Annotated in this window: 21 protein-coding genes; 9 read left to right on the plus strand and 12 right to left on the minus strand. The window is 59.4% G+C overall.

Annotated elements, in window-relative coordinates:
* Positions 1-24: 24 nt before the first annotated feature.
* Positions 25-102: a hypothetical protein gene (locus VF629_RS25820; RefSeq protein WP_414653902.1), complete on the plus strand. Its 78-nt coding sequence runs from the start codon at positions 25-27 to the stop codon at positions 100-102.
* Here VF629_RS25820 and VF629_RS17385 read toward each other — a convergent pair.
* A complete protein-coding gene (locus VF629_RS17385; protein WP_331059764.1) occupies positions 70-762 on the minus strand; it encodes a carboxypeptidase-like regulatory domain-containing protein in 693 nt (230 codons plus the stop codon). The two genes, VF629_RS25820 and VF629_RS17385, sit on opposite strands and share 33 nt — an antisense overlap.
* Before the next feature lie 192 nt (positions 763-954).
* Here VF629_RS17385 and VF629_RS17390 point away from each other — a divergent pair, with 192 nt between their 5' ends.
* Entirely contained in the window at positions 955-1,239 is a 285-nt protein-coding gene (locus VF629_RS17390; RefSeq protein ID WP_331059765.1) for a TIGR03643 family protein, read from the plus strand.
* Positions 1,240-1,372: 133 nt separating this feature from the next.
* On the opposite strand, the gene VF629_RS17395 is transcribed toward VF629_RS17390, so the two are convergent.
* Together VF629_RS17395 and VF629_RS17400 are read right to left on the minus strand one after the other, a co-directional pair.
* Positions 1,373-1,780, minus strand: a complete 408-nt coding sequence (locus tag VF629_RS17395) for a heme-binding protein (RefSeq protein WP_331059766.1) — start codon at positions 1,778-1,780, stop codon at positions 1,373-1,375.
* Between the two features lie 178 nt (positions 1,781-1,958).
* A complete protein-coding gene (locus tag VF629_RS17400) occupies positions 1,959-2,813 on the minus strand; it encodes a hypothetical protein (protein WP_331059767.1) in 855 nt (284 codons plus the stop codon).
* A gap of 154 nt (positions 2,814-2,967) precedes the next feature.
* Between VF629_RS17400 and lepA the strand changes: the two genes are divergently transcribed.
* From lepA to VF629_RS17425, 5 genes are all read left to right on the plus strand, one after another.
* Positions 2,968-4,755, plus strand: coding sequence for a translation elongation factor 4 (gene lepA / locus VF629_RS17405; protein ID WP_331059768.1), 1,788 nt, complete (start codon positions 2,968-2,970; stop codon positions 4,753-4,755).
* A 146-nt stretch (positions 4,756-4,901) separates the two neighbouring features.
* Complete coding sequence (locus VF629_RS17410) at positions 4,902-5,813, plus strand: bifunctional 5,10-methylenetetrahydrofolate dehydrogenase/5,10-methenyltetrahydrofolate cyclohydrolase (protein WP_331059769.1); 912 nt, start codon at positions 4,902-4,904, stop codon at positions 5,811-5,813.
* Between the two features lie 202 nt (positions 5,814-6,015).
* Positions 6,016-6,597 carry a 7-carboxy-7-deazaguanine synthase QueE gene (locus tag VF629_RS17415; protein WP_331059800.1) on the plus strand — a complete coding sequence of 194 codons (582 nt, stop codon included), beginning with the start codon at positions 6,016-6,018 and terminating at the stop codon, positions 6,595-6,597.
* A gap of 8 nt (positions 6,598-6,605) precedes the next feature.
* A complete protein-coding gene (locus VF629_RS17420) occupies positions 6,606-8,582 on the plus strand; it encodes an OmpA family protein (protein WP_331059770.1) in 1,977 nt (658 codons plus the stop codon).
* Positions 8,583-8,925: 343 nt separating this feature from the next.
* Positions 8,926-9,300: a hypothetical protein gene (locus VF629_RS17425; protein WP_331059771.1), complete on the plus strand. Its 375-nt coding sequence runs from the start codon at positions 8,926-8,928 to the stop codon at positions 9,298-9,300.
* A 76-nt stretch (positions 9,301-9,376) separates the two neighbouring features.
* Here the strand turns inward: VF629_RS17425 and VF629_RS17430 are convergent, their stop codons facing one another.
* The 5 genes from VF629_RS17430 to VF629_RS17450 form a co-directional block, all read right to left on the minus strand.
* The gene (locus VF629_RS17430) at positions 9,377-10,666 is read right to left on the minus strand and encodes a citrate synthase (protein ID WP_331059772.1); all 1,290 of its coding nucleotides are present in this window, start codon (positions 10,664-10,666) and stop codon (positions 9,377-9,379) included.
* Between the two features lie 204 nt (positions 10,667-10,870).
* Positions 10,871-12,289 carry a tRNA uridine-5-carboxymethylaminomethyl(34) synthesis GTPase MnmE gene (mnmE, locus tag VF629_RS17435; protein WP_331059773.1) on the minus strand — a complete coding sequence of 473 codons (1,419 nt, stop codon included), beginning with the start codon at positions 12,287-12,289 and terminating at the stop codon, positions 10,871-10,873.
* Positions 12,286-12,948, minus strand: coding sequence for a metal-dependent transcriptional regulator (locus tag VF629_RS17440; protein ID WP_331059774.1), 663 nt, complete (start codon positions 12,946-12,948; stop codon positions 12,286-12,288). The genes mnmE and VF629_RS17440 overlap by 4 nt, the downstream gene beginning before the upstream one ends.
* Positions 12,949-13,046: 98 nt before the next feature.
* Positions 13,047-14,057, minus strand: a complete 1,011-nt coding sequence (locus VF629_RS17445; RefSeq protein WP_331059775.1) for a beta-ketoacyl-ACP synthase III — start codon at positions 14,055-14,057, stop codon at positions 13,047-13,049.
* 112 nt (positions 14,058-14,169) lie between these two features.
* Positions 14,170-15,345 (minus strand): glycosyltransferase, encoded by a 1,176-nt coding sequence (locus tag VF629_RS17450; RefSeq protein ID WP_331059776.1) that lies wholly within the window; start codon positions 15,343-15,345, stop codon positions 14,170-14,172.
* A gap of 80 nt (positions 15,346-15,425) precedes the next feature.
* Between VF629_RS17450 and VF629_RS17455 the strand changes: the two genes are divergently transcribed.
* Positions 15,426-16,250 carry a 2,3,4,5-tetrahydropyridine-2,6-dicarboxylate N-succinyltransferase gene (locus tag VF629_RS17455; protein WP_331059777.1) on the plus strand — a complete coding sequence of 275 codons (825 nt, stop codon included), beginning with the start codon at positions 15,426-15,428 and terminating at the stop codon, positions 16,248-16,250.
* Between the two features lie 193 nt (positions 16,251-16,443).
* Here VF629_RS17455 and msrA read toward each other — a convergent pair whose 3' ends face one another.
* Both msrA and VF629_RS17465 read right to left on the minus strand, forming a co-directional pair.
* Positions 16,444-16,974, minus strand: coding sequence for a peptide-methionine (S)-S-oxide reductase MsrA (gene msrA / locus VF629_RS17460; RefSeq protein WP_331059778.1), 531 nt, complete (start codon positions 16,972-16,974; stop codon positions 16,444-16,446).
* 111 nt (positions 16,975-17,085) lie between these two features.
* Positions 17,086-17,973 carry a 3-hydroxybutyryl-CoA dehydrogenase gene (locus VF629_RS17465; RefSeq protein ID WP_331059779.1) on the minus strand — a complete coding sequence of 296 codons (888 nt, stop codon included), beginning with the start codon at positions 17,971-17,973 and terminating at the stop codon, positions 17,086-17,088.
* A gap of 202 nt (positions 17,974-18,175) precedes the next feature.
* On the opposite strand from VF629_RS17465, the gene VF629_RS17470 reads away from it, so the two are divergent.
* Complete coding sequence (locus tag VF629_RS17470; protein WP_331059780.1) at positions 18,176-18,346, plus strand: lmo0937 family membrane protein; 171 nt, start codon at positions 18,176-18,178, stop codon at positions 18,344-18,346.
* An 81-nt stretch (positions 18,347-18,427) separates the two neighbouring features.
* Here VF629_RS17470 and VF629_RS17475 read toward each other — a convergent pair whose 3' ends face one another.
* Positions 18,428-19,267 carry a hypothetical protein gene (locus VF629_RS17475; protein ID WP_331059781.1) on the minus strand — a complete coding sequence of 280 codons (840 nt, stop codon included), beginning with the start codon at positions 19,265-19,267 and terminating at the stop codon, positions 18,428-18,430.
* A 104-nt stretch (positions 19,268-19,371) separates the two neighbouring features.
* Positions 19,372-20,994 carry an ABC-F family ATP-binding cassette domain-containing protein gene (locus VF629_RS17480; protein ID WP_331059782.1) on the minus strand — a complete coding sequence of 541 codons (1,623 nt, stop codon included), beginning with the start codon at positions 20,992-20,994 and terminating at the stop codon, positions 19,372-19,374.
* Between the last annotated feature and the right edge of the window lie 73 nt (positions 20,995-21,067).

Here is a 21,067-nt window from a genome sequence, read left to right on the forward strand (position 1 = left end):
GTGCGCCAATTACTGACCGAGTGGATGCACGATTACAACACCCTGCGCCCGCATCAAGCGCTGGGGTTTTTAACCCCGATGGAATTTAAACAAGCAGCCTGACTCTGGTTTTGATTGGCCCACCAAACGGGGAAGCTTACACCTTGGCAGGGTAAACTGAATGTCGTTAGTAAGTAGCTGCCGCGTGGGTCGGTCGTTGGTCAGTTCGTAAAGTGTAAACCGAAACCGGACGGGCTTAAAATCATTCCGTGCGACATAGAAGCGAAAGCTGTCGACGTAACAACTGCGCCGCACTGGCAACACGGTGGCCACTTCCCAGCCGCGCTCGTCGCTGCCCACAGTCAGCATGGAGTCCCGGATGGAGGTGGTCCAGTAGGCCATTCCTCCCACCTCGTTGCGGCCCATGATGGCCGGCCTGAGTTGGGAGTGGCGCACCTGCACTTCGCTCAGTGTTTGGGATTGCGGCAGCAGGCACCACACGGCCTCCGCCTGTCGCAACTGGCCAACCGTGAGACGCTGCGCCCGAAAGCCAACGCACGAAATAATGACGGAATCGGTAGCAGGAAGCGTCGCAGGCACGGCAAAAACGAAATGGCCCATTTCATCAGCAGTCGAGCCCAGCGCTTTCCCCTTTACGCCCACCGTGGCAAAAGCCACCGGCTTGCCCGAAGCGGCGGCTACCACGCGCCCCTTAAGCTGCTGGGCTGTGCTGGCCAGCGTACAGGATAATAGAAAACCCGACAATAAAATGCGTAGCAACATGAGGTGGGCGAGGGGATGATTCCGGCAAGCTGGTTGCCAAGTGGAGACTGAGATGTTGCCTTTGGTTGCACCCTGTCTATGCTGGGTACCTTAAATCAAGTGGCCCGCTTTTAATTATGGGCATTTAATACCCGAAACATGGCTTCGCCTGTTGCTACTCTGCCCCAGCAGTGCTAATGGCACCCAACTACTATGACCCAATCCGAACTAACAGCCGAAGACATTGACCGCATCATCGAAATGGCGTGGGAAGACCGCACCCCGTTCGAGGCAATCGAACTGCAATTCGGCTTGCCCGAATCGGAGGTCATCAAACTGATGCGACGGGAAATGAAAGCGTCTTCGTGGCGCATGTGGCGGGCTCGGGTCCAAGGCCGCGCCACCAAGCACCGGGCCAAAAGCGCGGTTGACGATGGCCGCTTTAAGTCAACCAGACAGCGCAGCATTAGCTTTAATAAAATTGCCAAGCGAGGCTGAGGATATCCCTTAGTTCATTCGTGATAGACAGCTATACAGGGGCAAAAACAAAACGGGATGGTCGGGTTGCATTTATATGCAGCCCGACCATCCCGTTTTGTTTTTAATTAAAAGCCAGCTTTCGAGGCAATAATTATTGCCCCTGAATGGCCTGCACTCCAGCCTCGGCCACGGCGTGGTCGTCTTCCACGGTGCTGCCCGATACGCCAATGGCGCCAATTACCCGGTTGCCCGAATCCATTATCGGAATGCCGCCGGGGAAGGTGATGAGGCCGTTGTTGGAATGCTCGATGTTGTAGAGCGGGCCACCGGGCTGCGACAGCTTGCCGATTTCGCCGGTCGGCATATCAAAGAAGCGGGCCGTTTTGGCCTTCTTAATGGAAATGTCCAGCGAGCCCAGCCACGCGTCGTCCATGCGAACGAAGGCGGTAAGATTGGCGCCGGCATCCACGACGGCGATGTTCATTTTGACGCCTATTTCCAAGGCTTTCTGGTGTGCGGCTTGGATGGCAGCTTGTGCTTGTTCGAGGGTAATACCCATGGTGTTGTTGGGGAGATAGTGAAGAACGGTACGCGTGCTCAACTACAATAGCCGCCCCTTGGTTACGTCTCAGCAGTTAATTGCAAGAATCCCACAACTTGCGGCCATCACGCTCCCGCACGCTCGACAGGGAAAAAACGCTAACAGCACTCACCTGATTGAGCAGAGTCCGCACTCTTTAGGCAAACGGAATGGCCGGGCTCAGGGCCCAGCGCCACGCCAAGGCCACCAGCACGGCCAAGCCCACTAGCCCCCACGCCACGTGGGTGGGCTGCGGCCGCTTCACGGTGTCCGAAAACACTTCGTTGAGGCAACCCAGGGCCAGCGGGGTCACCAGCAGCCCCATCATCAGCAGGTGCAGTAGCTCGTGGACGGTGATGAACGGCAGCTTGCTCACGCCGATGAAAACTCCGCCCAGCACCCAGGGCACAATCAGCGTGCTTGCCACCATCAACTTGCGGTTGGAGTGACGCATCACCGTTTTGGAGTCGTGGGCCTGCAGAAACGCCACCGCTCCAAAATAGCCCAGCGCCAGCTGCACCAGTCCCGCCAGCAGCGCCAGCATCACGTTGACCACGTTACCCAAGCCAATGGTCCACTCCGGCACGTACCAGAAGCCCGATTGTGTGAAGGTATCGGCCAGCAAGGCCCCAAAAACCGCATTGCAGGCATGGAAAGCCACCCACAGCAGCAGCAGCTTAATTTGCCCGCGTTTGGCCCGTTCGTGCCGCCAAAACCACATAAATGCCGCCACGCCCAGGAGCAAGCACACCAGCGGCCCGGCCCCGTACACCGCGATGATGGCCGTGGGCCACCACTCGGCATCGGCCAGGGTGTAGGTGATGCGGCTGGGGTCCCAAATGCCCCGCAAATGGTAGAATTGGGACAGCTTGGCCTTGGTAATCTGGTGCGCTGCCCACACCAGGTAATAAGCCAGGACGTACAGCGCCGTGCCGTTCAGGGCCACTACTAAAAATTTCTTTTTGTCGGTGGTGTAGGACTCGGAGGGAAGCGTAGCGGTTTCCGGTTCCATAGGCAACGGGTGCTAATCGGTCAAAAGTGAAGAATCAGCAAAACTAACCAGCAGCTTCTTATCCCCGCAAGGGCCGCGGCAGGTACCGCTGGGCCTTCCGGCTGGCTTATGCGCCCCGTGCTTCGTACCTTCGCGGACTGAAAAACCGCCCTCTGTGAAGAATATCCGCAACTTTTGCATCATTGCCCACATCGACCACGGTAAAAGCACCTTGGCCGACCGCCTGCTGGAGTTTACCAGCACCGTGGCGAAGCGCGACATGCAGGCCCAATTGCTCGACAACATGGACCTGGAGCGCGAGCGCGGCATCACCATTAAGAGCCACGCCATTCAGATGCAGTTTCCCTACAAAGGGGAGACCTACACGCTGAACCTGATTGACACGCCCGGCCACGTCGACTTTAGCTACGAAGTGAGCCGCAGCATCGCCGCCTGCGAAGGCGCCCTGCTCATCGTGGACGCTTCGCAGGGCATCGAGGCCCAAACCATTTCCAACCTCTACCTCGCCATCGGGGCAGACTTGGAAATCATCCCCGTGCTCAACAAAATTGACCTCCCGCACGCCATGCCGGAGGAAGTGACCGACGAAATCGTGGACCTCATCGGCTGCAAGCCGGAGGACATCATCCACGCTTCGGGCAAGGCCGGCATTGGTATTGAGGCCATCCTGAACGCCATTATCGAGCGGGTGCCCGCGCCAAAGGGCGACCCAGATGGGCCTTTGCAAGCGCTGATTTTTGACTCGGTTTTCAACTCCTACCGCGGCATCGAGGTTCTGTTCCGCATCAAGAACGGCGTGATGAAAAAGGGCGACAAGCTCCGTTTCATGGCCACCGGCAAGGAATACGGCGCCGACGAAATCGGCATCCTGGGCCTGAACCAGGAGCCGCGCCAGGAAATGCACGCCGGCAACGTGGGCTACCTCATTTCGGGCATCAAAGAAGCCCGCGAAGTGAAGGTGGGCGACACCATTACGCACGTGCACCGCCCCACGCCAGAAGCCATCCAAGGCTTCGCCGACGTGAAGCCGATGGTATTCGCCGGCATCTACCCGGTTGATACTACGGAGTACGAAGAGCTGCGCTCCAGCATGGAGAAGCTGCAGCTCAACGACGCCTCGCTGGTGTGGGAGCCCGAGACGTCGGTGGCCCTGGGCTTTGGCTTCCGTTGCGGCTTCCTGGGCATGCTGCACATGGAAATCGTGCAGGAGCGCCTGGAGCGCGAGTTCAACATGACGGTCATCACCACGGTGCCGAGCGTGCAGTTCCACGCCACGGGCACCAAAGACCAGCTGCTGACCATCAACGCCCCGAGCGAAATGCCGGAGCCGAACCTGATTAAGCACATCGAGGAGCCGTACATCAAGGCCCAGATTATCACGGCTTCGGAATACGTGGGGCCCATCATCACGCTGTGCATGGAGAAGCGCGGCATCATCAAAGGCCAGTCGTACCTGACTTCTGAGCGGGTGGAAATGAGCTTCGAGCTGCCGCTGTCGGAAATCGTATTCGACTTCTTCGACAAGCTCAAGTCCATCAGCCGCGGCTACGCTTCGCTCGACTACGAACTGATTGGCTTCCGCGAGTCCGACATGGTGAAGCTGGACGTGATGCTGAACGGCGAGAAGGTGGACGCCCTATCGGCCATCGTGCACCGTTCCAAGAGCTACGAGTGGGGCAAGCGTCTCTGCGAGAAGCTCCGCGAGCTGCTGCCCCGCCAGATGTTCGACATCGCCATTCAGGCGTCCATTGGCCAGAAAATCATTGCCCGGGAAACCGTGAAAGCGCTGCGCAAAAACGTAATTGCCAAGTGCTACGGCGGCGACATCAGCCGGAAACGCAAACTGCTTGAAAAGCAGAAAGAAGGCAAAAAACGGATGCGCTCCGTGGGTTCCGTCGAGATACCGCAAGAAGCTTTCCTGGCGGTGTTGAAAATTGATTAACTTCAGAAAAGCGGCTTTCGGGCCGCTTTTTTGTTTTTATTGGCGAAGGCAAAATCTTGATAGAAAAGCCTTGCTAGCAACCCTTTATCATCGCAGTACGGAAGGACTGCCAACCCATTCGCTGCTTTCAGGCTCATATCCTAACAATGACACCAACCACCACCTCCAACCTCATCGACGGCAAGCAAACCGCCGAAGACATCAAAGCCGAAATTGCAGCCGAAGTAGCGAACCTGAAAGCCGCGGGCAGCAAAGTCCCGCATCTGGCGGCCATCTTGGTGGGGCACGACGGCGGCTCCGAAACTTACGTGCGCAACAAAGTGCTGGCCTGCGAGCGGGTAGGCTTCCAGTCCACGCTGCTGCGCTACGAGGACGACATCACGGAAGCCGAGCTGCTGGCCAAAGTAGCGGAGCTGAACCACGACCCTGAGATTGATGGCTTCATTGTGCAGCTCCCGCTGCCGGCCCACATCAACCCCGAAAAAGTCATCGAAGCCATCCGGCCGGAGAAGGATGTCGACGGGTTTCACCCCATGAACATCGGCCGGATGGTGGCCGGTTTGCCTGCCTTGCTGCCGGCTACGCCTTCCGGCATTGTGGAGTTGCTGAGCCGGCAGGGCATCAAAACCAGCGGCAAGCACTGCGTGGTTATTGGTCGCTCAAACATTGTGGGCACGCCGGTTAGCATATTGCTGGCCAAGAATTTGGACACGGCCAACTGCACGGTTACTTTATGTCACTCCCGGACCCAAAACCTGGCCGACATATGCCGCACCGCCGACATCGTGGTGGCTGCTATTGGCCGGCCCGAGTTTGTGACGGCCGACATGGTGCGGCCCGGTGCGGTGGTCATTGACGTGGGCACGACCCGCGTGGCCGATGCCACGAAGAAGAGCGGCTACACGCTGAAAGGGGACGTCAATTTTGCGGAAGTGGCCCCGCTGGCGGCGGCCATCACGCCTGTGCCCGGTGGCGTGGGCCCCATGACCATTGCCATGCTTCTGCTGAACACCTTGCGCGCTGCGAAGGGGGAGATATACCCGCATTCAGCAAGCTGATTTTAGGAATATTTGGTTAGCGTAGCCCAACCCCGTACTTTTAAAGTTCGGCATCGGGAACGACGTGTCTTATTGCCTGCGTTTGGGTAGCACCGCTTTCAAACGCATTTTAGTTTAATTCCCCGTGACTTTACTTTCTCTCGATATTATTGCACCTTCTGGTGATTTGCCCTCGTCTGCAACCGACGTGCTCCTGCCCGTCATGGAGCAGTTTTACACCATTCAGGGCGAAGGGTACAATACGGGCCGGGCTGCGTATTTTATCCGGTTAGGGGGCTGCGACGTCGGGTGCCACTGGTGCGACGTAAAGGAGTCGTGGGACGCGGAAGCCCATCCCAAGCAAACGATTTCGCAACTCGTGGCTGCAGTGCTGGCCTTTCCCGGCCGCAACGTGGTGATAACTGGAGGCGAGCCCCTGATGCATGACTTGGGCCCGCTTACGGCTGCGTTGCGCGCCGCTGGCTGCCAGACGTGGCTGGAAACGTCGGGTGCGCACCCGCTTTCTGGCACCTGGGACTGGGTGTGTTTGTCGCCCAAAAAATTCAAGGCGCCGTTGCCGGAGGTGCTGGCTGCCGCCCACGAACTAAAAGTCGTGGTCTTCAATGGCTCTGATTTTGCTTGGGCTGAGGAACACGCGGACCTCGTGCCGGCCAGTACCCGCCTCTATTTGCAGCCCGAATGGAGCCGCGCGGCGCGCATGACCCCCGAATTAGTAGACTACGTGAAGCGACATCCGCGTTGGCAGGTTTCGCTTCAGACCCATAAATACCTCGATATCCCCTAGCTTTCCTTATGAGTCGCATTACCGTGTTGGGGGCCTTGCGCCTCGGAATTATGTCGTTGCTGTGGATGACTTCGGTGGAAGCCGCGTGGAGCCAGCTTCCCGTCAAGGTCCAAACGCCTACCAACACTAAGGCCCGGGGCCTGCTCGAAAAAGCCCAGCAGCAGGTAAAAGAACGCGACTTCATCAAGGCCATTGAAACGCTGAACCAGCTCAACGAGAAGTTTCCCTCTTTCGGGGAAGCGTATTTGTTGAAGGGCTCGTTGTCGAAGGCGATAGGCGACAACCGCGGTGCCCTGGCCGCCTACCGCGACGGCCTGAGCAAAGTGCCGCTCGACGCTTCGCACGCCTCGGAGTACCAGTTATTGGGTGATTTGGCGTTGAGCTACGGCGAGTACCAAACCGCGCTGGATGCTTACAAGCAGCTGCTAAAAGTGGCGCCCAAGACGCAGAAGAACCTCGCAAAATCGCAGCGGCAACTGCTCACGTGTGAGTTTGCGCTCAACGCCATGAAGAACCCCGTGGGCGAGGCGCCCGTGGCCCTCACGTCCCCGCTGAACAGCTTCAAGTTCCAGTATTTTCCGGCCCTCACGGCCGACAACCGCTTCCTGCTATTTACGGGCCGGCCGGCTTCCAGCAGCGGCGAAGATTTGTATGTGAGCCGCCAAAACAAAGACGGCTCGCTTGGGGCCCCAGTGCCCATCTCGCCGGCCATCAACTCCAGTTACAACGAAGGAGCCGGGTCCATTTCCGGCGACGGTAAAACCCTGGTTTTTGCGTCCTGCGACCGGCCCAAGGCCATTGGCAACTGCGACTTGTACATCTCGCGCCGCACGGGCAACAACTGGAGCGCGCCCGTGAACCTGGGCACCAATGTTAATTCCACGGAGTGGGATTCGCAGCCGTCGCTTTCTGCCGATGGCCGCACGCTCTACTTTACCTCCACCCGCCGCGGCGGGCAGGGCCAGGAAGACATTTACGTGAGCACCCTGAAGCCCGACGGAACGTGGAGCGGGGCGCAAAACGTGGGCACGCCCGTGAACACAGCCGGCAAGGACATGGCGCCGTTCATTCACGCCAGCGGCACCACCTTGTATTACGTCACCGACGGCTTGGTGGGCATGGGCGGGCTCGACGTCTTCCGCTGCGAGCAGAACGCCGCGGGCAAATGGGGTGAGCCGCGTAACCTGGGCTTCCCGCTCAATACGTTCGAGAACGAAGCCTCCCTCTTCATCACCTCCGACAACCAGAAGGGTTTTTGCTCTCGCAGCCGGGCCAGCGACGAGCCCGCGGCCGGCTCGCGCATGGTACGGGAGCGGCCGGTGGAGCTGTTCAGCTTCACGGTGCCACCGCCGGTGAAAGCCCGCGAATCCAGCACTTATACTCAGGGCCGGGTGTTTGACGCCAATACCAAAAAGCCGCTCAAAGCAGAGGTGAAGCTCTACGACTTGGACACGGACGTGCTCACGCAGTTCGTGACGTCTGACCCCGAATACGGCGACTATACCGTGGTGCTCAACGAGGGCCACCATTACGCCATGTACGCGGCCGCCGACAAATACCTGCTCAAAAGCCTCAGCTTCGACTATTCTGACCAGCACACCTTCGACCCGCAGGCCCTGGATATCTACCTCGAGCCGGTGCGCTCCGGCCGCAGCGTGGTGTTGAATAATCTGTTTTTCGATACCAATAAATACGAACTTAAATCCAGGTCCCGCACCGAGCTCAACCGCCTGATTGAGTTTTTGCAACAGTACCGCGACGTACAGATTGAGGTATCGGGTTACACCGACAACGTAGGTACTCCCGAAGCCAACATCCAGCTCTCGCAGCGCCGGGCGCAGTCGGTGGTCGAGTACTTGTCTAGTCACGGCATTTCGGCCAACCGGCTACGCTCCAAAGGATATGGCGAAAACCGCGCCCTGGCCCCAAATGACACCGAAGCCCACCGGCGACTCAACCGCCGCATTGAGTTGCACATCCTCTAAAGCCCCTAAAATGGGTAACCTACTTTGCCGGTCTCGGGAAGTTAAAAAGCCCTTTTACTTAAAGTAAGGCTTTAAACAACTGAAAATATAGTAGGATTTAGGTGGTAAAAATATATGGCTCGCCAAATGGTGAGCTTTTTTTTTGCTTCATCATCTCGTTTTTTATTATGCTAACACGACATTATAAATCAGATAGTTATAATATCGCGGGCAAAGTGAGTGATTAAAAAAGTGACAAAAAAAATATTTTTCGTTCAAAAATAAATTGTGCTTAGGTTTGGCTCAGTCAAATGTCCACAACCTCATTATTCACTCCATTCAACCACCATTTATTTTCCAACCCATGAAAAACCTGTTCTTCGCTACGTGCATTGCCGCCTCCATGTGCACAGTACCCGCCGCTGCTAAAGGCCCCGGTGATGGGTCGTACTCCAAAGCCATGATGAACCGCGCCAACACCCTTACCCGGGCCCTGGCAGAACGTATCCAGTTCAACGAGGCCCAGTTCATCGCCATCAAGCAGCTCCACCTCAACATGCTCACCGAGCGCCGCGACCTAGAAATCATGCTGAACGGCGCCAGCGCCGAAGAGCGCGACGCCCAGCTTTCGTGGGCTCAGCAACGCTACGAGAGCGACCTCATGTACCTGCTAAAGCCCCAGCAAGTGGTGGCCTACCAAGCCCTGCGCAGCAACTTCACCGCGCACCGCCTCAAATAGGGGAGGACACCACCCCGTCGGACACGAATAAGCCCGCTCGAAAGAGCGGGCTTTTGTTGTTAAAAACGAAGCTTGATTAGCGCCCGCTGATGGCGGTGTAGTCACGCTCCAATTCGCCGGTGTAAATCTGGCGGGGACGGCCGATGGGCTCTTTGTTCTCGCGCATTTCCTTCCACTGGGCAATCCAGCCGGGCAGGCGGCCTAGGGCAAACATCACCGTAAACATCTCGGTGGGGATGCCGAGGGCTTTGTAGATGATGCCCGAATAGAAGTCCACGTTGGGGTAGAGCTTGCGTTCGATGAAGTACTGGTCCGTCAGGGCAGCTTGTTCGAGCTCCTGCGCGATTTTCAGCAGGGGGCTGTCTTGCATGCCGAGGGCTTGCAGCACCTCGTCGGCGGCTACTTTGATGATTTTGGCGCGCGGGTCGAAGTTCTTGTACACGCGGTGGCCGAAGCCCATGAGGCGGAACGGGTCGTTCTTGTCCTTGGCTTTGTTGATGAACTTGCTGGTGTCGCCGCCATCGGCCTCGATGGCCTCCAGCATTTCAATCACCTCCTGGTTGGCGCCGCCGTGCAGCGGGCCCCACAGGGCGTTGATGCCGGCCGACACCGAGCCGTAGAGGCTGGCGTTGGCCGAGCCCACCAGGCGCACCGTGCTGGTCGAGCAGTTCTGCTCGTGGTCGGCGTGCAGGATGAGGAGCTTGTTGAGGGCGCTTACCACTACGGGGTTGATTTCGTACTTCTCGGTGGGGAAGCTGAACATCATGTAGAGGAAGTTGGCGCAATAGTCCATGTCGTTGCGCGGGTAGTTCAACGGATGGCCCATGTTGTTCTTGTAGGTCCAGGCCGCGATGGTCGGCATCTTCGCCAGCAGGCGAATGATGTTCAACTCCATTTCTTCGGGGCTCAAGTCCGGCGACACGCTCTGCGGGTAGAAACCGGTGAGCGCGCAGATGAGCGACGACAGGATGGCCATGGGGTGCGTGGCCGACGGGAAACCGTCGAAAATCTTTCGCATGTCCTCGTGCACCAGCGTGTGCTTGGTGATTTGGCCGCTGAAGTGGGCCAGTTCGGCTTCGGTGGGCAGCGCCCCGTAAATCAGCAGGTAAGCAACTTCGAGGAAGGTTGACTTTTCGGCCAGTTGCTCAATGGGGTAGCCGCGGTACCGGAGAATGCCTTCTTCGCCGTCGAGGAACGTGATGGAGCTCTTGGTGGCGCCAGTGTTTTTGTAACCAGAATCGAGGGTAACGTACCCGGTTTGGTCGCGCAGTTTGCCAATGTCAAACGCTTTTTCGTGTTCGGTGCCTTCGATGACGGGCAAGCTGATGGATTTGCCGTCGAGGATAAGTTCAGCAGATTCTGCCATGGGCGGGAGTGATGAGGGAAAAGTACAGCGCGAAACTAATTGATAAGCCCTAAGCCGGACAACTTCCGGCTCTTTCCAGGCTGAGCTCACTACAACTGAAACACAAGCATGGTTTCGCAGAATGGGCCTTTTGAGCCCATTATAGCAAATGGGAACGATTGCGCGATTTGATTATTAGAAATGCAAGGAGGTTCGAAGCGGGGATTATTTGCCAATGCAGAACTGGGTGAAAATGCTCGTGAGCAAGTCTTCGGACGATATCTCGCCCGTAATCTCGCCCAGCGCCGCCAGGGCATGGCGCAGGTCGGCAGCCAGCAGCTCGGTGCCGCGGCCCGTATCGAGCCCGGCCTGTACGGCAGCCAGGTGGCTGGCCGCCGTTTCAAGGGCCCGGGCGTGCCGCACATTGGTCACGATGGTAGCCGAGGCCGTGTTTTCCAGCGCCGAGCCGCGCACTTGCGCGACCAACGCGGCTTGCAAGGCTTCCAGGCCTTGGTTTTGCCCAGCGGCCAGCAGCACCAGCGGCATGGGCGCAGCGCCGGGCCGCTCGGCTTGCCGAAACGCCTGTTCGAAAGCGGCCAGCTGTTCGGCAGTGGCCAAGTCGGCTTTGTTGCCCACGGCCAGCACTGGCAAGTCCAGGCCCGCGGTCAACTCGGCAATTTCGGTGTGCACCTGGGCCGGGCTGAGCTCAGCCAGGTCGAACAGGTAAACCAGCAGGGCCGCCTGGCGCACGCGCTGCCGGGTGCGGCTCACGCCAATGGCTTCCACTTCGTCGGCGGGGTTGTCGCGCAGGCCCGCTGTGTCCACAAAGCGAAAACGCAGCCCTTCGATGCTCACTTCGTCCTCGATGAAGTCACGCGTGGTGCCGGGAATGGCCGATACAATGGCGCGTTCCTCCCGCAGCAAGGCATTGAGCAGGGTGGACTTGCCGGCGTTGGGCCGCCCGGCAATGACGGCCGTAATGCCGTTTTTGATGACGTTGCCCAACTCGAACGAGCGCAGCAAGCCGGCCACCACGCCGCGCACTTCGGCCAGCAAGTGGGCCAGCCCGGTGCGGTCGGCAAACTCCACGTCTTCTTCGCCAAAGTCCAGCTCCAGCTCGAGCAAGGCGGCAAACTTGATGAGCCGCCCCCGCAAGTCGCGCAATTCTTGCGAAAAACCGCCCCGCAGCTGGTTTAGCGCCACACGGTGGCTCAGGGCCGAGTCGGCGGCGATGAGGTCGGCCACGGCTTCGGCCTGGGCCAGGTCGAGGGCGCCGTTGAGGAAGGCCCGTTTGGTGAACTCGCCGGCTTCGGCCAGGCGCGCGCCGTGGCGCAGGAGCAGGGCCAGCACTTGGCGCACCACGTAGTCGGAGCCGTGACAGCTTATTTCCACTACGTCTTCGCGGGTGAAGGAGCGCGGCGCGCGGTATAAGGCCACCACCACTTCGTCGATGAGCTCACCGCCCGCTTCCCGTATTGCGCCGTAGTGCAGGGTATGGCCGGCCGCTGCGGCAAAGCTTTTTTTGGAGAAAACGGCGGCCGTGATGTCGACCGCACTGGGACCAGAGAGGCGAACCACAGCCAGCGCGCCCGCGCCCGGCGGGGTGGACAGGGCCACGATGGTGTCGGAGAAAAGAGGCGTCATGCCGTCACAAACAAATTGCAGCTCACTTCGGCCGAAATCAACGTAGTGCGTTCGCGGTTGACGCGGATTTCAAAGGAGTTATCAAACGTCACCTTGTCCAGCACTTCAACCAATGCGCCGAGCTGCAAACCGACTTTGTCGAGGTACTGCAGGAAGGGGACCGAGGTGTTTTTGACTGCGGCCAGGGTGCCGCGCTCGCCCACCGTGAGGTCGGCCAGCAGGCGGTGGGCGGGGCGGCGCATGGCCCCGTCCTCGGCGGGGATGGGGTCGCCGTGGGGGTCGAGGGCCGGGTGGCCCAGGAAGGCATCGAGGCGGCGCATGAGCAGCGGCGACTGCACGTGCTCCAACTCCTCGGCCACCTCGTGCACCTCGTCCCAATTGAAGCCGAGCTGCTGCACCAAAAACACCTCCCAGAGCCGGTGCTTGCGAATGGTGAGCAAAGCCACGCGCTGGCCTTCGGTGGTGAGCTGCACGCCGCGGTATTTTTCATAATCCAGCAAGCCTTTGTCGGCGAGGCGGCGTAGCATGTCCGTGACCGAGGCGGCGCGCGTGTCGAGGGCGGCCGCAATGCGGTTGGTGCTAACGCCCGCCGTGTCGGGCTCCGCCTCGGCTAGCTTAAAGATGGCCTTAAGGTAATTTTCCTCGGTGTGGCTGGGCATCTATTGGGGACTTAGGGACTTGGGGTCTTGGGGACTTGGTTTCGGCAGATTGGACGAAAAATCCAAGACCCCAAGACCCTAAGTCCCCAAGTTCCTTTTTACCATTTAATCAGGGCCGAGGCCCAGGTGAAGCCGCTGCCGAACGCGGCCAGGCACACCAAGTCGCCCCGCTGGATTTTGCCTTCCTGCACGGCTTCGCTCAAGGCCAGCGGCACGGAGGCGGCGGTGGTGTTGCCGTAGCGCTGGATGTTGCTGAACACCTTGTCGTCGCTCAGGCCCATCTTCTGCTGCACGTACTGGGTGATGCGCAGGTTAGCTTGGTGGGGAATGAGCATGTTGACGTCGGCGGGCTGGTAGCCATTTTTGTCCAGGGCTTCTTTGATGACCTGCGGGAAGCGCACCACGGCGTGTTTGAACACGTTTTGGCCGTTCATGTAGGGGTAGAGGTCCTGCTCATTCTCCATCATCCGCTTGTTGCGGTTGTCGCGGTTCGAGCTGGGCTCCTTCACAATCAGCTCCTCGGCGTGCTCGCCCTGGGAGTACAGGTGCGTGCTCAGAATTCCCTGGCCTTCGGTGGTGCTGGGGCGCAAGACTGCAGCGCCGGCCCCGTCGCCAAAAATGACGGAGACGCCGCGGCCCTCGGGCGACTTGTCGAGGCCCGAAGAATGAATTTCGGAGCCCACCACCAGCACGGTGTCGTACATGCCGGTGCGCACAAACTGGTCGGCCACCGACAGGGCGTAAATGAAGCCCGAGCATTGGTTGCGCACGTCCAGGGCGGGGCAGTTGTTGGTGATGCCCAGCTCGCGCTGCATGAGCACGCCGGAGCCGGGGAAGAAATAGTCGGGCGAGAGCGTGGCAAACACTATCATCTGCACGTCGTTGGGCGCCACGCCAGCCATTTCCATGGCTTTGCGGGCGGCGTTGGCGCCCATGTTGGCCGTGGTGTCCTTGCCCTCCTCGAACCAGCGCCGCTCCTGGATGCCGGTGCGCTCCTGAATCCAGGCGTCGGAGGTGTTCATCATGGGCTCCAACTCGACGTTTTTGACTACCCGGGTTGGCACATAATGGCCGACACCGGCAATGTAAGAGTGACGTAAGGAGGCCATGGGGAAGCTAAAGTGAGGTGGGAATTCGAAAAATGAGTTAACGCCGAAGCGGGGATGGTGGGTTTACGAGCAGCCTGAACAGTTGACGCAAAAGGGGCGCAAAGGTGGCGGTTTAAACCAAAGAATCCAGCAAAAGCCACAATTTTTTGCTTTCCTCCACCCAAAGCACGTCTCTGGAAATGCCGTTGGGGTAAAAACGCTGATTGCGGAGCTGGGCCACGAGGGCCGGACCGTCGAAGGGCTGCGCAAAATCCAGCTGCAGGCCCGCGCCGTGCTGGCGGACGAGTTCCTGCCACAGCGCATTGGGGGAAGTAATGACGGGCAAGCCGTGGGCCAGGTATTCAAACAGCTTGGTGGGGCGGCATCGTTCCGAGCTGGGGTGCGGCCGGTAAGGCAACAGGCCCAGGTGGCTCCAGCTGATTTCGGCCACAATGCGGGCGTGCGGCACCAGCTCGTCGCCTCCAATGAGGGTGAGCCAGTCGGCGTTTATCTCCACGGCCTGCCGAAGCTGCTGCAGCAGCGCCGGCTGCTGGCAAAAGCCAATGATGGTGAGCGTGGCACCGCCCGGCCAGGCCCAGCGCAGCCGGTCGGAAAAGGCAATGGCTTCGAGCACGCCATTGAGCTCCGAGATGGTGCCCGAATACAGCAGCCGCAGCGGTTGTTCGGGGGGCGGCAGGCGTTGCGGGCGGGCGGGCGGGGCCTCGCCGGCAGGCGGCTGGTACTTGTTTTCCAACACCACCACGCGGGATGCGGGCTGCTCGGTCAGGAAAGGTAATTCGTCGGCGTAGCTACTTTCGGCCAGGATGAGGCCGCCGGCTTGGCGCGCCGCCCAGGTTTCTACCCAGCGCAGCCCGGCGGCGAGCCAGCGGCGAACTGCTCCGCTGTATACCTGCTGGGTGGCCACGTTGAGCGCGTAGTTCTCACGGATGTCGTACACAAACCGGTGGCCTCGCCCCAGCCAAGACCACAGCACCGTGAGGGGCAGCAGTTCCGGCGCGTGCACGACGACCAGCCCAGGGTTGAGGCGCAGAAGCAGCGCCACGTACTGCCATTGCGCCGCCAGCCGGCCCAGGCTCAGCCGGGTGCCCTGGAAAATGGCGTGCGCCTGGATGCGCGAGGAGTTATCATCCGTTCCGGCGGCCGGGGTGGCCCGCCCGGCCACGTGCACGTCGATGTAAGGACGCTCGAGCAGCGTTTCGGCAAACTTGCCGCGCATGCGGGTATCGTCAACCGGCTTCAGGACCGAAGCCAGCAGCACGACAAAACGAGAAGGGCCGAAACCAAGCACGGGCCAAAGATGCTAGTTTTGCTGCGTTTTACGGCTCCCGTATCATCCGGTGGCTCCTTCGTTGCTTATCCCAACCCTTCATGTCTGACCTGCAAACCCTCATCGAACAGGCCTGGGCCGACCGCGCCCTGCTTCAAACCCCCGACACCAAAGCCGCCATCGAGCACGTCATCGAAGAGCTGGACAAAGGCCGCCTGCGCGTGGCCACCCCGCCCACCGAAGACGGCGGCGAGTGGACCATCAACGAATGGGTGAAGAAGGCCGTAATTCTCTACTTCCCCCTGCGCCAGATGAGCACCCAGGAGGTAGGCCCCTTCGAGTACCACGACAAAATGGCCCTCAAAACCGACTACGCCGGCCAGCAGGTGCGCGTGGTGCCGCCGGCCGTGGCCCGCTACGGCGCCTTCCTGGCCCCCGGCGTCATCCTGATGCCGAGCTATACCAACATCGGCGCCTACGTGGGCGAAGGCACCATGGTGGACACCTGGGCCACCGTGGGCAGCTGTGCCCAAGTGGGCAAGGGCGTGCACCTGAGCGGCGGCGTGGGTCTCGGCGGGGTACTGGAGCCCGTGCAGGCGGCCCCCGTCATCATCGAGGACGGCGCCTTCATCGGCTCGCGCAGCATCCTGGTGGAGGGCTGCCGCATCGGCAAAGAAGCCGTAATCGGCGCGGGCGTCACCATCACCGGCAGCACCAAAATCATCGACGTGACCGGCGCCGAGCCTAAGGAGTACCGCGGCTACGTGCCGCCGCGTTCGGTGGTCATTCCGGGCTCTATCAGCAAGAAGTTTCCGGCTGGCGAGTACCAGGTACCCTGCGCCCTCATCATCGGCCAGCGCAAACCCAGCACGGACTTGAAGACGAGCCTGAATGATGCGCTGCGGGACTTTGGGGTGTCTGTCTGAACCGCAGATTTTCGCCGATTAAACGAATTTCGCAGATTCAATTCCGGCTAATATAGCTAGAGCGAGCAAGCGGAAACAAGACTGCGGAAAAAGAGAAGGCCACCCGACAGGTGGCCTTCTCTTTTGGACGAACGAATGCGCGAATTGGCTACATGAATCTGCGAAATCCGTTTAATCGGCGAAAATCTGCGGTTCAGACCTTCAGCTTCTCCCCGAACAGTGCCTTCACCTTATCCACTTTGGGGCGGGCCACAAATTGGCAGTAGGGCTCGTGGCCGTGCAGGTTGAAGTAGTTTTGGTGGTAATTCTCGGCGGGGTAGAAGGCAGGAGCAGCCACGATTTCCGTCACCACCGGGTTGGGGAAAGCCTGGTTGTCGTTGAGCTTCTGCTTATACTCCTCGGCGAGCTGCTTTTGCTCCTCGTTGTGGTAGTAGATGCCGGAGCGGTACTGGGTGCCCACGTCGTTGCCCTGGCGGTTGAGGGTGGTGGGGTCGTGGGTTTTCCAGAAGATTTCCAGCAGCTCTTTGAAGCTGATAACGGCCGGGTCGAAGGTGATGTTGATGACTTCGTTGTGGCCTGTGAGGCCGCTGCACACTTCTTTATAGGTCGGGTTGGCAATGCGGCCCCCGGTGTAGCCAGAAACCACTTTCTCCACGCCTTTGAGGTTCTGAAAAACGGCTTCGACGCACCAAAAGCAGCCCGCTCCAAATGTTGCTTGTTCCATGGATGGGGAAATTGTAATGAGTTGTGATGACAACGCGGTAGACGCAGCGGAAGTTATTTCCTTACGCCTGGCGCATGGTCATTGCTTCGCTGCGCTCGCAATGACAAGAGGCTACCGCCGGAACCGCTCGGCCACCACCAATTCCTTCGAGCCGGCGGTGTATTGGTAGAAGCCTTCGCCGGATTTGGCGCCCAGTCGGCCGGCCATCACCATGTTCACCAGCAGCGGGCATGGGGCGTACTTGGGGTTGCCCAAGCCGTCGTGCAGCACCCGCAGAATGGCCAGACATACGTCCAGACCAATAAAGTCGGCCAATTGGAGCGGGCCCATCGGGTGAGCCATGCCGAGTTTCATGACCGTGTCAATTTCCTCCACGCCGGCCACGCCCTCAAACAAGGTGATGATGGCCTCGTTAATCATGGGCATCAAAATGCGGTTGGCCACGAAACCGGGGTAGTCGTTGACCTCGGTGGGCGTTTTGCCCAGCTGGCGCGACAGCTCCATCACTTGTTGCGTCACGGCGTCGGACGTGGCGTAGCCGCGAATCACCTCCACCAGCTTCATCACCGGCACGGGGTTCATGAAGTGCATGCCAATCACCTGCTGCGGGCGCTGGGTAACGGCGGCAATCTTGGTGATGGAAATGGACGAGGTGTTGGACGCCAGAATGGCACCCGCCGGCGCGTAGCGGTCCAGGTCGCGGAAGATTTGCAGCTTCAGGTCCACGTTTTCGGTGGCGGCTTCCACCACGAGCTCGGCCGCGGCCACGCCTTCTTCCAACGACGTGTAGGTGCGCAGGCGGCCGAGCGTGGCGGCTTTGTCTTCCTCGGTGAGGGTGGCTTTGGACACCTGGCGGTCCAGGTTTTTGGTGATGGTGCCCAGGGCGCGGTCCAGCGCCGGCTGGTTGATGTCGACCAGCGCGACCGTGAAACCGTGCTGTGCGAATACGTGGGCAATGCCATTGCCCATGGTGCCTGAGCCAATAACGGCGACGTTCATAACTAACGGGAAAAGTGTGGGTGGGACGTAAAACAGCCCCAAATGGACCGTTTCGGCAAAGCTACGGTACCATTAGCAACTGCCATTTTTGTTTGCATTTGGAAAATTATTTCTTCGATTATTATATCCTTTTGAAAGTGCCCCCGTACAAAGCCGCAGATTCCCTTCTTTTTCAGTTTCACACTTTCACCTCTCTCTAGCCATGGGCAACCTCCTCTATATCATCGCAGTCATCCTCATCATTATCTGGGCCCTGGGTTACTTCGGTATTCTCGGCGCAGGAATCGGCAATAACAGCTTGATTCACGTTTTGCTCGTAATTGCGGTCATTGCCATTCTGCTCCGTGTAATTAGCGGTCGGAAAGCAATATAACGGCCAACTGGATTAGCTAAAAAACACAAAAGAGCCGCGCTGGAAAACCAGCGCGGCTCTTTTGTGTTCGGGAAGCACGGCCTATTTGCCGAAGTTGTACAGGAAGCTAAACCGGATAACGAGCGCCGGGTAAAGCGAGTAGAGGGTGTTATCGAAATTGTACAGCCCGACAATGTCAACCGCCGCGTTTTGGCTCAGGGCCGAGCGGTAGCCAATGCCCGCGAGGGGAGTGGTTACCGTGCGCTTGTATTTATAAAACTCGTTGTTGGCGTTCACGTCAATCAATTCGGCGTTGGTGACTTCGTATTCGGCGTGCACAAAAAACTCTTTGTACACGATGTACTGCGCAAACGCTTTCACGCCCAGGCTGCTCAATTTGATGCTCTTGTCGCCTTGCGAGTTCAGAGCATAGCCGGCGTTCCTGAAATCGTCGGTCAGGCTGTAGCTGCTGTAGGCATAGGAAATGCCCGGCCCAATGGCGAACTTATTGGTGAGGCGGAAGCCCACGGCCGGCGCGGCGCTCACGTTGAATTGATTGAGCCCGCCGCTGGACGAGAAGCCCAAGCCGACGTTGGTGTACAGGAATTTCTTCGTCGGCGGCTTGTCCTCAGCACCTCCGGCTTTGGTGGCTTTGCGGTTAGGAAAGTCCAGGCCCGACGGGGCATCGGGAGACGGCGGCGCCGCCGGCTGTTCCGGTTCTGGCTGCGGAGCGGCCGGCTCCGTGGTGGGCGTGGTGGTCGGCTCCGTGGTGGGTGCTGGCACCGGCGTGGTGGTCGGCTCCACGGGGCGAGGCTGGGGCTGCGCGGGCGGCGGGCCGGGAGGGGCCTGGTTCAGCACCGGCTTTTCCTGGGCTTGGGCGCGGTGCGCGGGCAGGCCCGCAATGCCAGCAAGCAGGAGCAGCGGAAGCAAAAAGCGTTTCATGGTCATGAAAATGGAGTTAGTAACCGAAGGAAGGCGTAGCCAATGAAGGGTGAGGAAATGGTGAACAGCACTTCGGCCTTCCTCATTCCTCAAGTAACGCAGCATTAGGCAAGTTTGTACATTTTCTGGCGCTGCGACTTCAGCGTCTCGTCGGCCAGGTACTCTTCGTAGTTCATGCGGCGGTCGATGATGCCTTCGGGCGTGAGCTCGATGATGCGGTTGGCCACGGTGTCGATGAACTGCAAGTCGTGCGAAGCAAACAGGAGCGAGCCCGGGTAGTCGCGCAGGGCGTTGTTCAAGGCCGTGATGCTTTCCAGGTCCAAATGGTTGGTTGGGTCGTCGAGTACTTGCACGTTGCCGCCTTCGAGCATCATTTTCGAAAGCATGCAACGGACCTTTTCACCGCCGCTGAGCACGTTGCTTTTCTTCTGCGATTCCTCGCCCGAAAACAACATCCGGCCCAGCCAGCCCCGCACAAAGCTCTCGTCTTTTTCCACCGAATACTGACGGAGCCAGTCCACCAGGTTCAAGTCGCCGGATTCGAAGTAGCGGTTGTTTTCCTTGGGGAAGTAGCTGGGGGTGATGGTGGTGCCCCATTTTACCTCGCCCGTGGCCGGCTTGGCCTCGCCGAACATGATGTCGAAGAGGAGGGAAGCGGCGCGGTCGTCGCGGCCCACAATGGCCACTTTGTCCTTCTTGTCGAGCGTGAAGCTCACGTTTTTGAATATCGTCTGGCCGTCCACTTTGGCGCTGAGGTTTTCCACGCTCAGCAACTGGTTGCCGGGCTCGCGCTCGCTCTTGAAGGCGATGTACGGGTAGCGGCGCGAGCTGGGCTTGATGTCTTCCAGCGTCAGCTTTTGCAGCAGCTTCTGGCGGCTGGTGGCCTGCTTCGACTTCGAGGCGTTGGCCGAGAAGCGGCGCACAAACTCTTCGAGCTCCTTGCGGCGGTCTTCGGTCTTCTTGTTGGCATCCTGGCGCTGGCGCAGGGCCAGCTGGCTGCTTTCGTACCAGAACGTGTAGTTGCCGGGGTACATGGTGATTTTGCCGAAGTCCAGGTCGGCCATGTAGTTGCACACGGCGTCGAGGAAGTGGCGGTCGTGGCTCACCACAATCACGGTGTTCTGGAAGCCGTCGAGGAAGTTTTCCAGCCACAGCACGCTCTCGGCGTCGAGGTTGTTGGTCGGTTCGTCCAGCAGCAGCACGTCGGGGTTGCCAAACAGGGCTTGGGCCAGCAGCACGCGCACTTTTTCGCTGGCGCCGAGGTCGGCCATCAGCGAGTGGTGCTTGTCTTCTACTATGCCCAGGCCCGAGAGCAACTCGGCCGCCTCGTACTCGGCGTTCCAGCCTTCGAGGTCCGCGAATTCGCCCTCCAAGATGGCGGCGCGCTCGCCGTCGGCGTCGGTAAAGTCGGCTTTGGCATACAGCGCGTCCTTTTCCTGCATTACCGCGTACAAACGCTGGTGGCCCTGAATGACGGTTTGCAGCACGGGCTGCTCGTCGTAGGCAAACTGGTTCTGCTTGAGCACGGCCAAACGCTGGCCGGCGGGCATCTCCACCGAGCCGGTGTTGGGCTCGAGCTCGCCCGACAGGATTTTTAGGAACGTGGACTTGCCGGCGCCGTTGGCCCCAATGAGGCCGTAGCAGTTGCCGGGCAAGAATTTGGCGGTAACGTCTTCAAACAGGATGCGCTTGCCGTAGCGCAGGCTCACATTGGTGGTCGAAATCATTCAGTCAGAAATATAGTAGCTCACAAATGCCACGCAGCAGCGCGCGGCGGGCAGCAAAATTACGCAACAGGAC

Source organism: Hymenobacter sp. (genome assembly GCF_036388155.1).
Lineage (GTDB): Bacteria > Bacteroidota > Bacteroidia > Cytophagales > Hymenobacteraceae > Hymenobacter.

Coding starts and splice junctions, on each gene's coding strand:
- VF629_RS25820 (WP_414653902.1), top strand. CDS start 25: ATGCACGATTACAACACCCTGCGCCCGCATCAAGCGCTGGGGTTTTTA.
- VF629_RS17385 (WP_331059764.1), bottom strand. CDS start 762: ATGTTGCTACGCATTTTATTGTCGGGTTTTCTATTATCCTGTACGCTG.
- VF629_RS17390 (WP_331059765.1), top strand. CDS start 955: ATGACCCAATCCGAACTAACAGCCGAAGACATTGACCGCATCATCGAA.
- VF629_RS17395 (WP_331059766.1), bottom strand. CDS start 1,780: ATGGGTATTACCCTCGAACAAGCACAAGCTGCCATCCAAGCCGCACAC.
- VF629_RS17400 (WP_331059767.1), bottom strand. CDS start 2,813: ATGGAACCGGAAACCGCTACGCTTCCCTCCGAGTCCTACACCACCGAC.
- VF629_RS17410 (WP_331059769.1), top strand. CDS start 4,902: ATGACACCAACCACCACCTCCAACCTCATCGACGGCAAGCAAACCGCC.
- VF629_RS17415 (WP_331059800.1), top strand. CDS start 6,016: ATGGAGCAGTTTTACACCATTCAGGGCGAAGGGTACAATACGGGCCGG.
- VF629_RS17420 (WP_331059770.1), top strand. CDS start 6,606: ATGAGTCGCATTACCGTGTTGGGGGCCTTGCGCCTCGGAATTATGTCG.
- VF629_RS17425 (WP_331059771.1), top strand. CDS start 8,926: ATGAAAAACCTGTTCTTCGCTACGTGCATTGCCGCCTCCATGTGCACA.
- VF629_RS17430 (WP_331059772.1), bottom strand. CDS start 10,666: ATGGCAGAATCTGCTGAACTTATCCTCGACGGCAAATCCATCAGCTTG.
- mnmE (WP_331059773.1), bottom strand. CDS start 12,289: ATGACGCCTCTTTTCTCCGACACCATCGTGGCCCTGTCCACCCCGCCG.
- VF629_RS17440 (WP_331059774.1), bottom strand. CDS start 12,948: ATGCCCAGCCACACCGAGGAAAATTACCTTAAGGCCATCTTTAAGCTA.
- VF629_RS17445 (WP_331059775.1), bottom strand. CDS start 14,057: ATGGCCTCCTTACGTCACTCTTACATTGCCGGTGTCGGCCATTATGTG.
- VF629_RS17455 (WP_331059777.1), top strand. CDS start 15,426: ATGTCTGACCTGCAAACCCTCATCGAACAGGCCTGGGCCGACCGCGCC.
- msrA (WP_331059778.1), bottom strand. CDS start 16,974: ATGGAACAAGCAACATTTGGAGCGGGCTGCTTTTGGTGCGTCGAAGCC.
- VF629_RS17465 (WP_331059779.1), bottom strand. CDS start 17,973: ATGAACGTCGCCGTTATTGGCTCAGGCACCATGGGCAATGGCATTGCC.
- VF629_RS17470 (WP_331059780.1), top strand. CDS start 18,176: ATGGGCAACCTCCTCTATATCATCGCAGTCATCCTCATCATTATCTGG.
- VF629_RS17475 (WP_331059781.1), bottom strand. CDS start 19,267: ATGAAACGCTTTTTGCTTCCGCTGCTCCTGCTTGCTGGCATTGCGGGC.
- VF629_RS17480 (WP_331059782.1), bottom strand. CDS start 20,994: ATGATTTCGACCACCAATGTGAGCCTGCGCTACGGCAAGCGCATCCTG.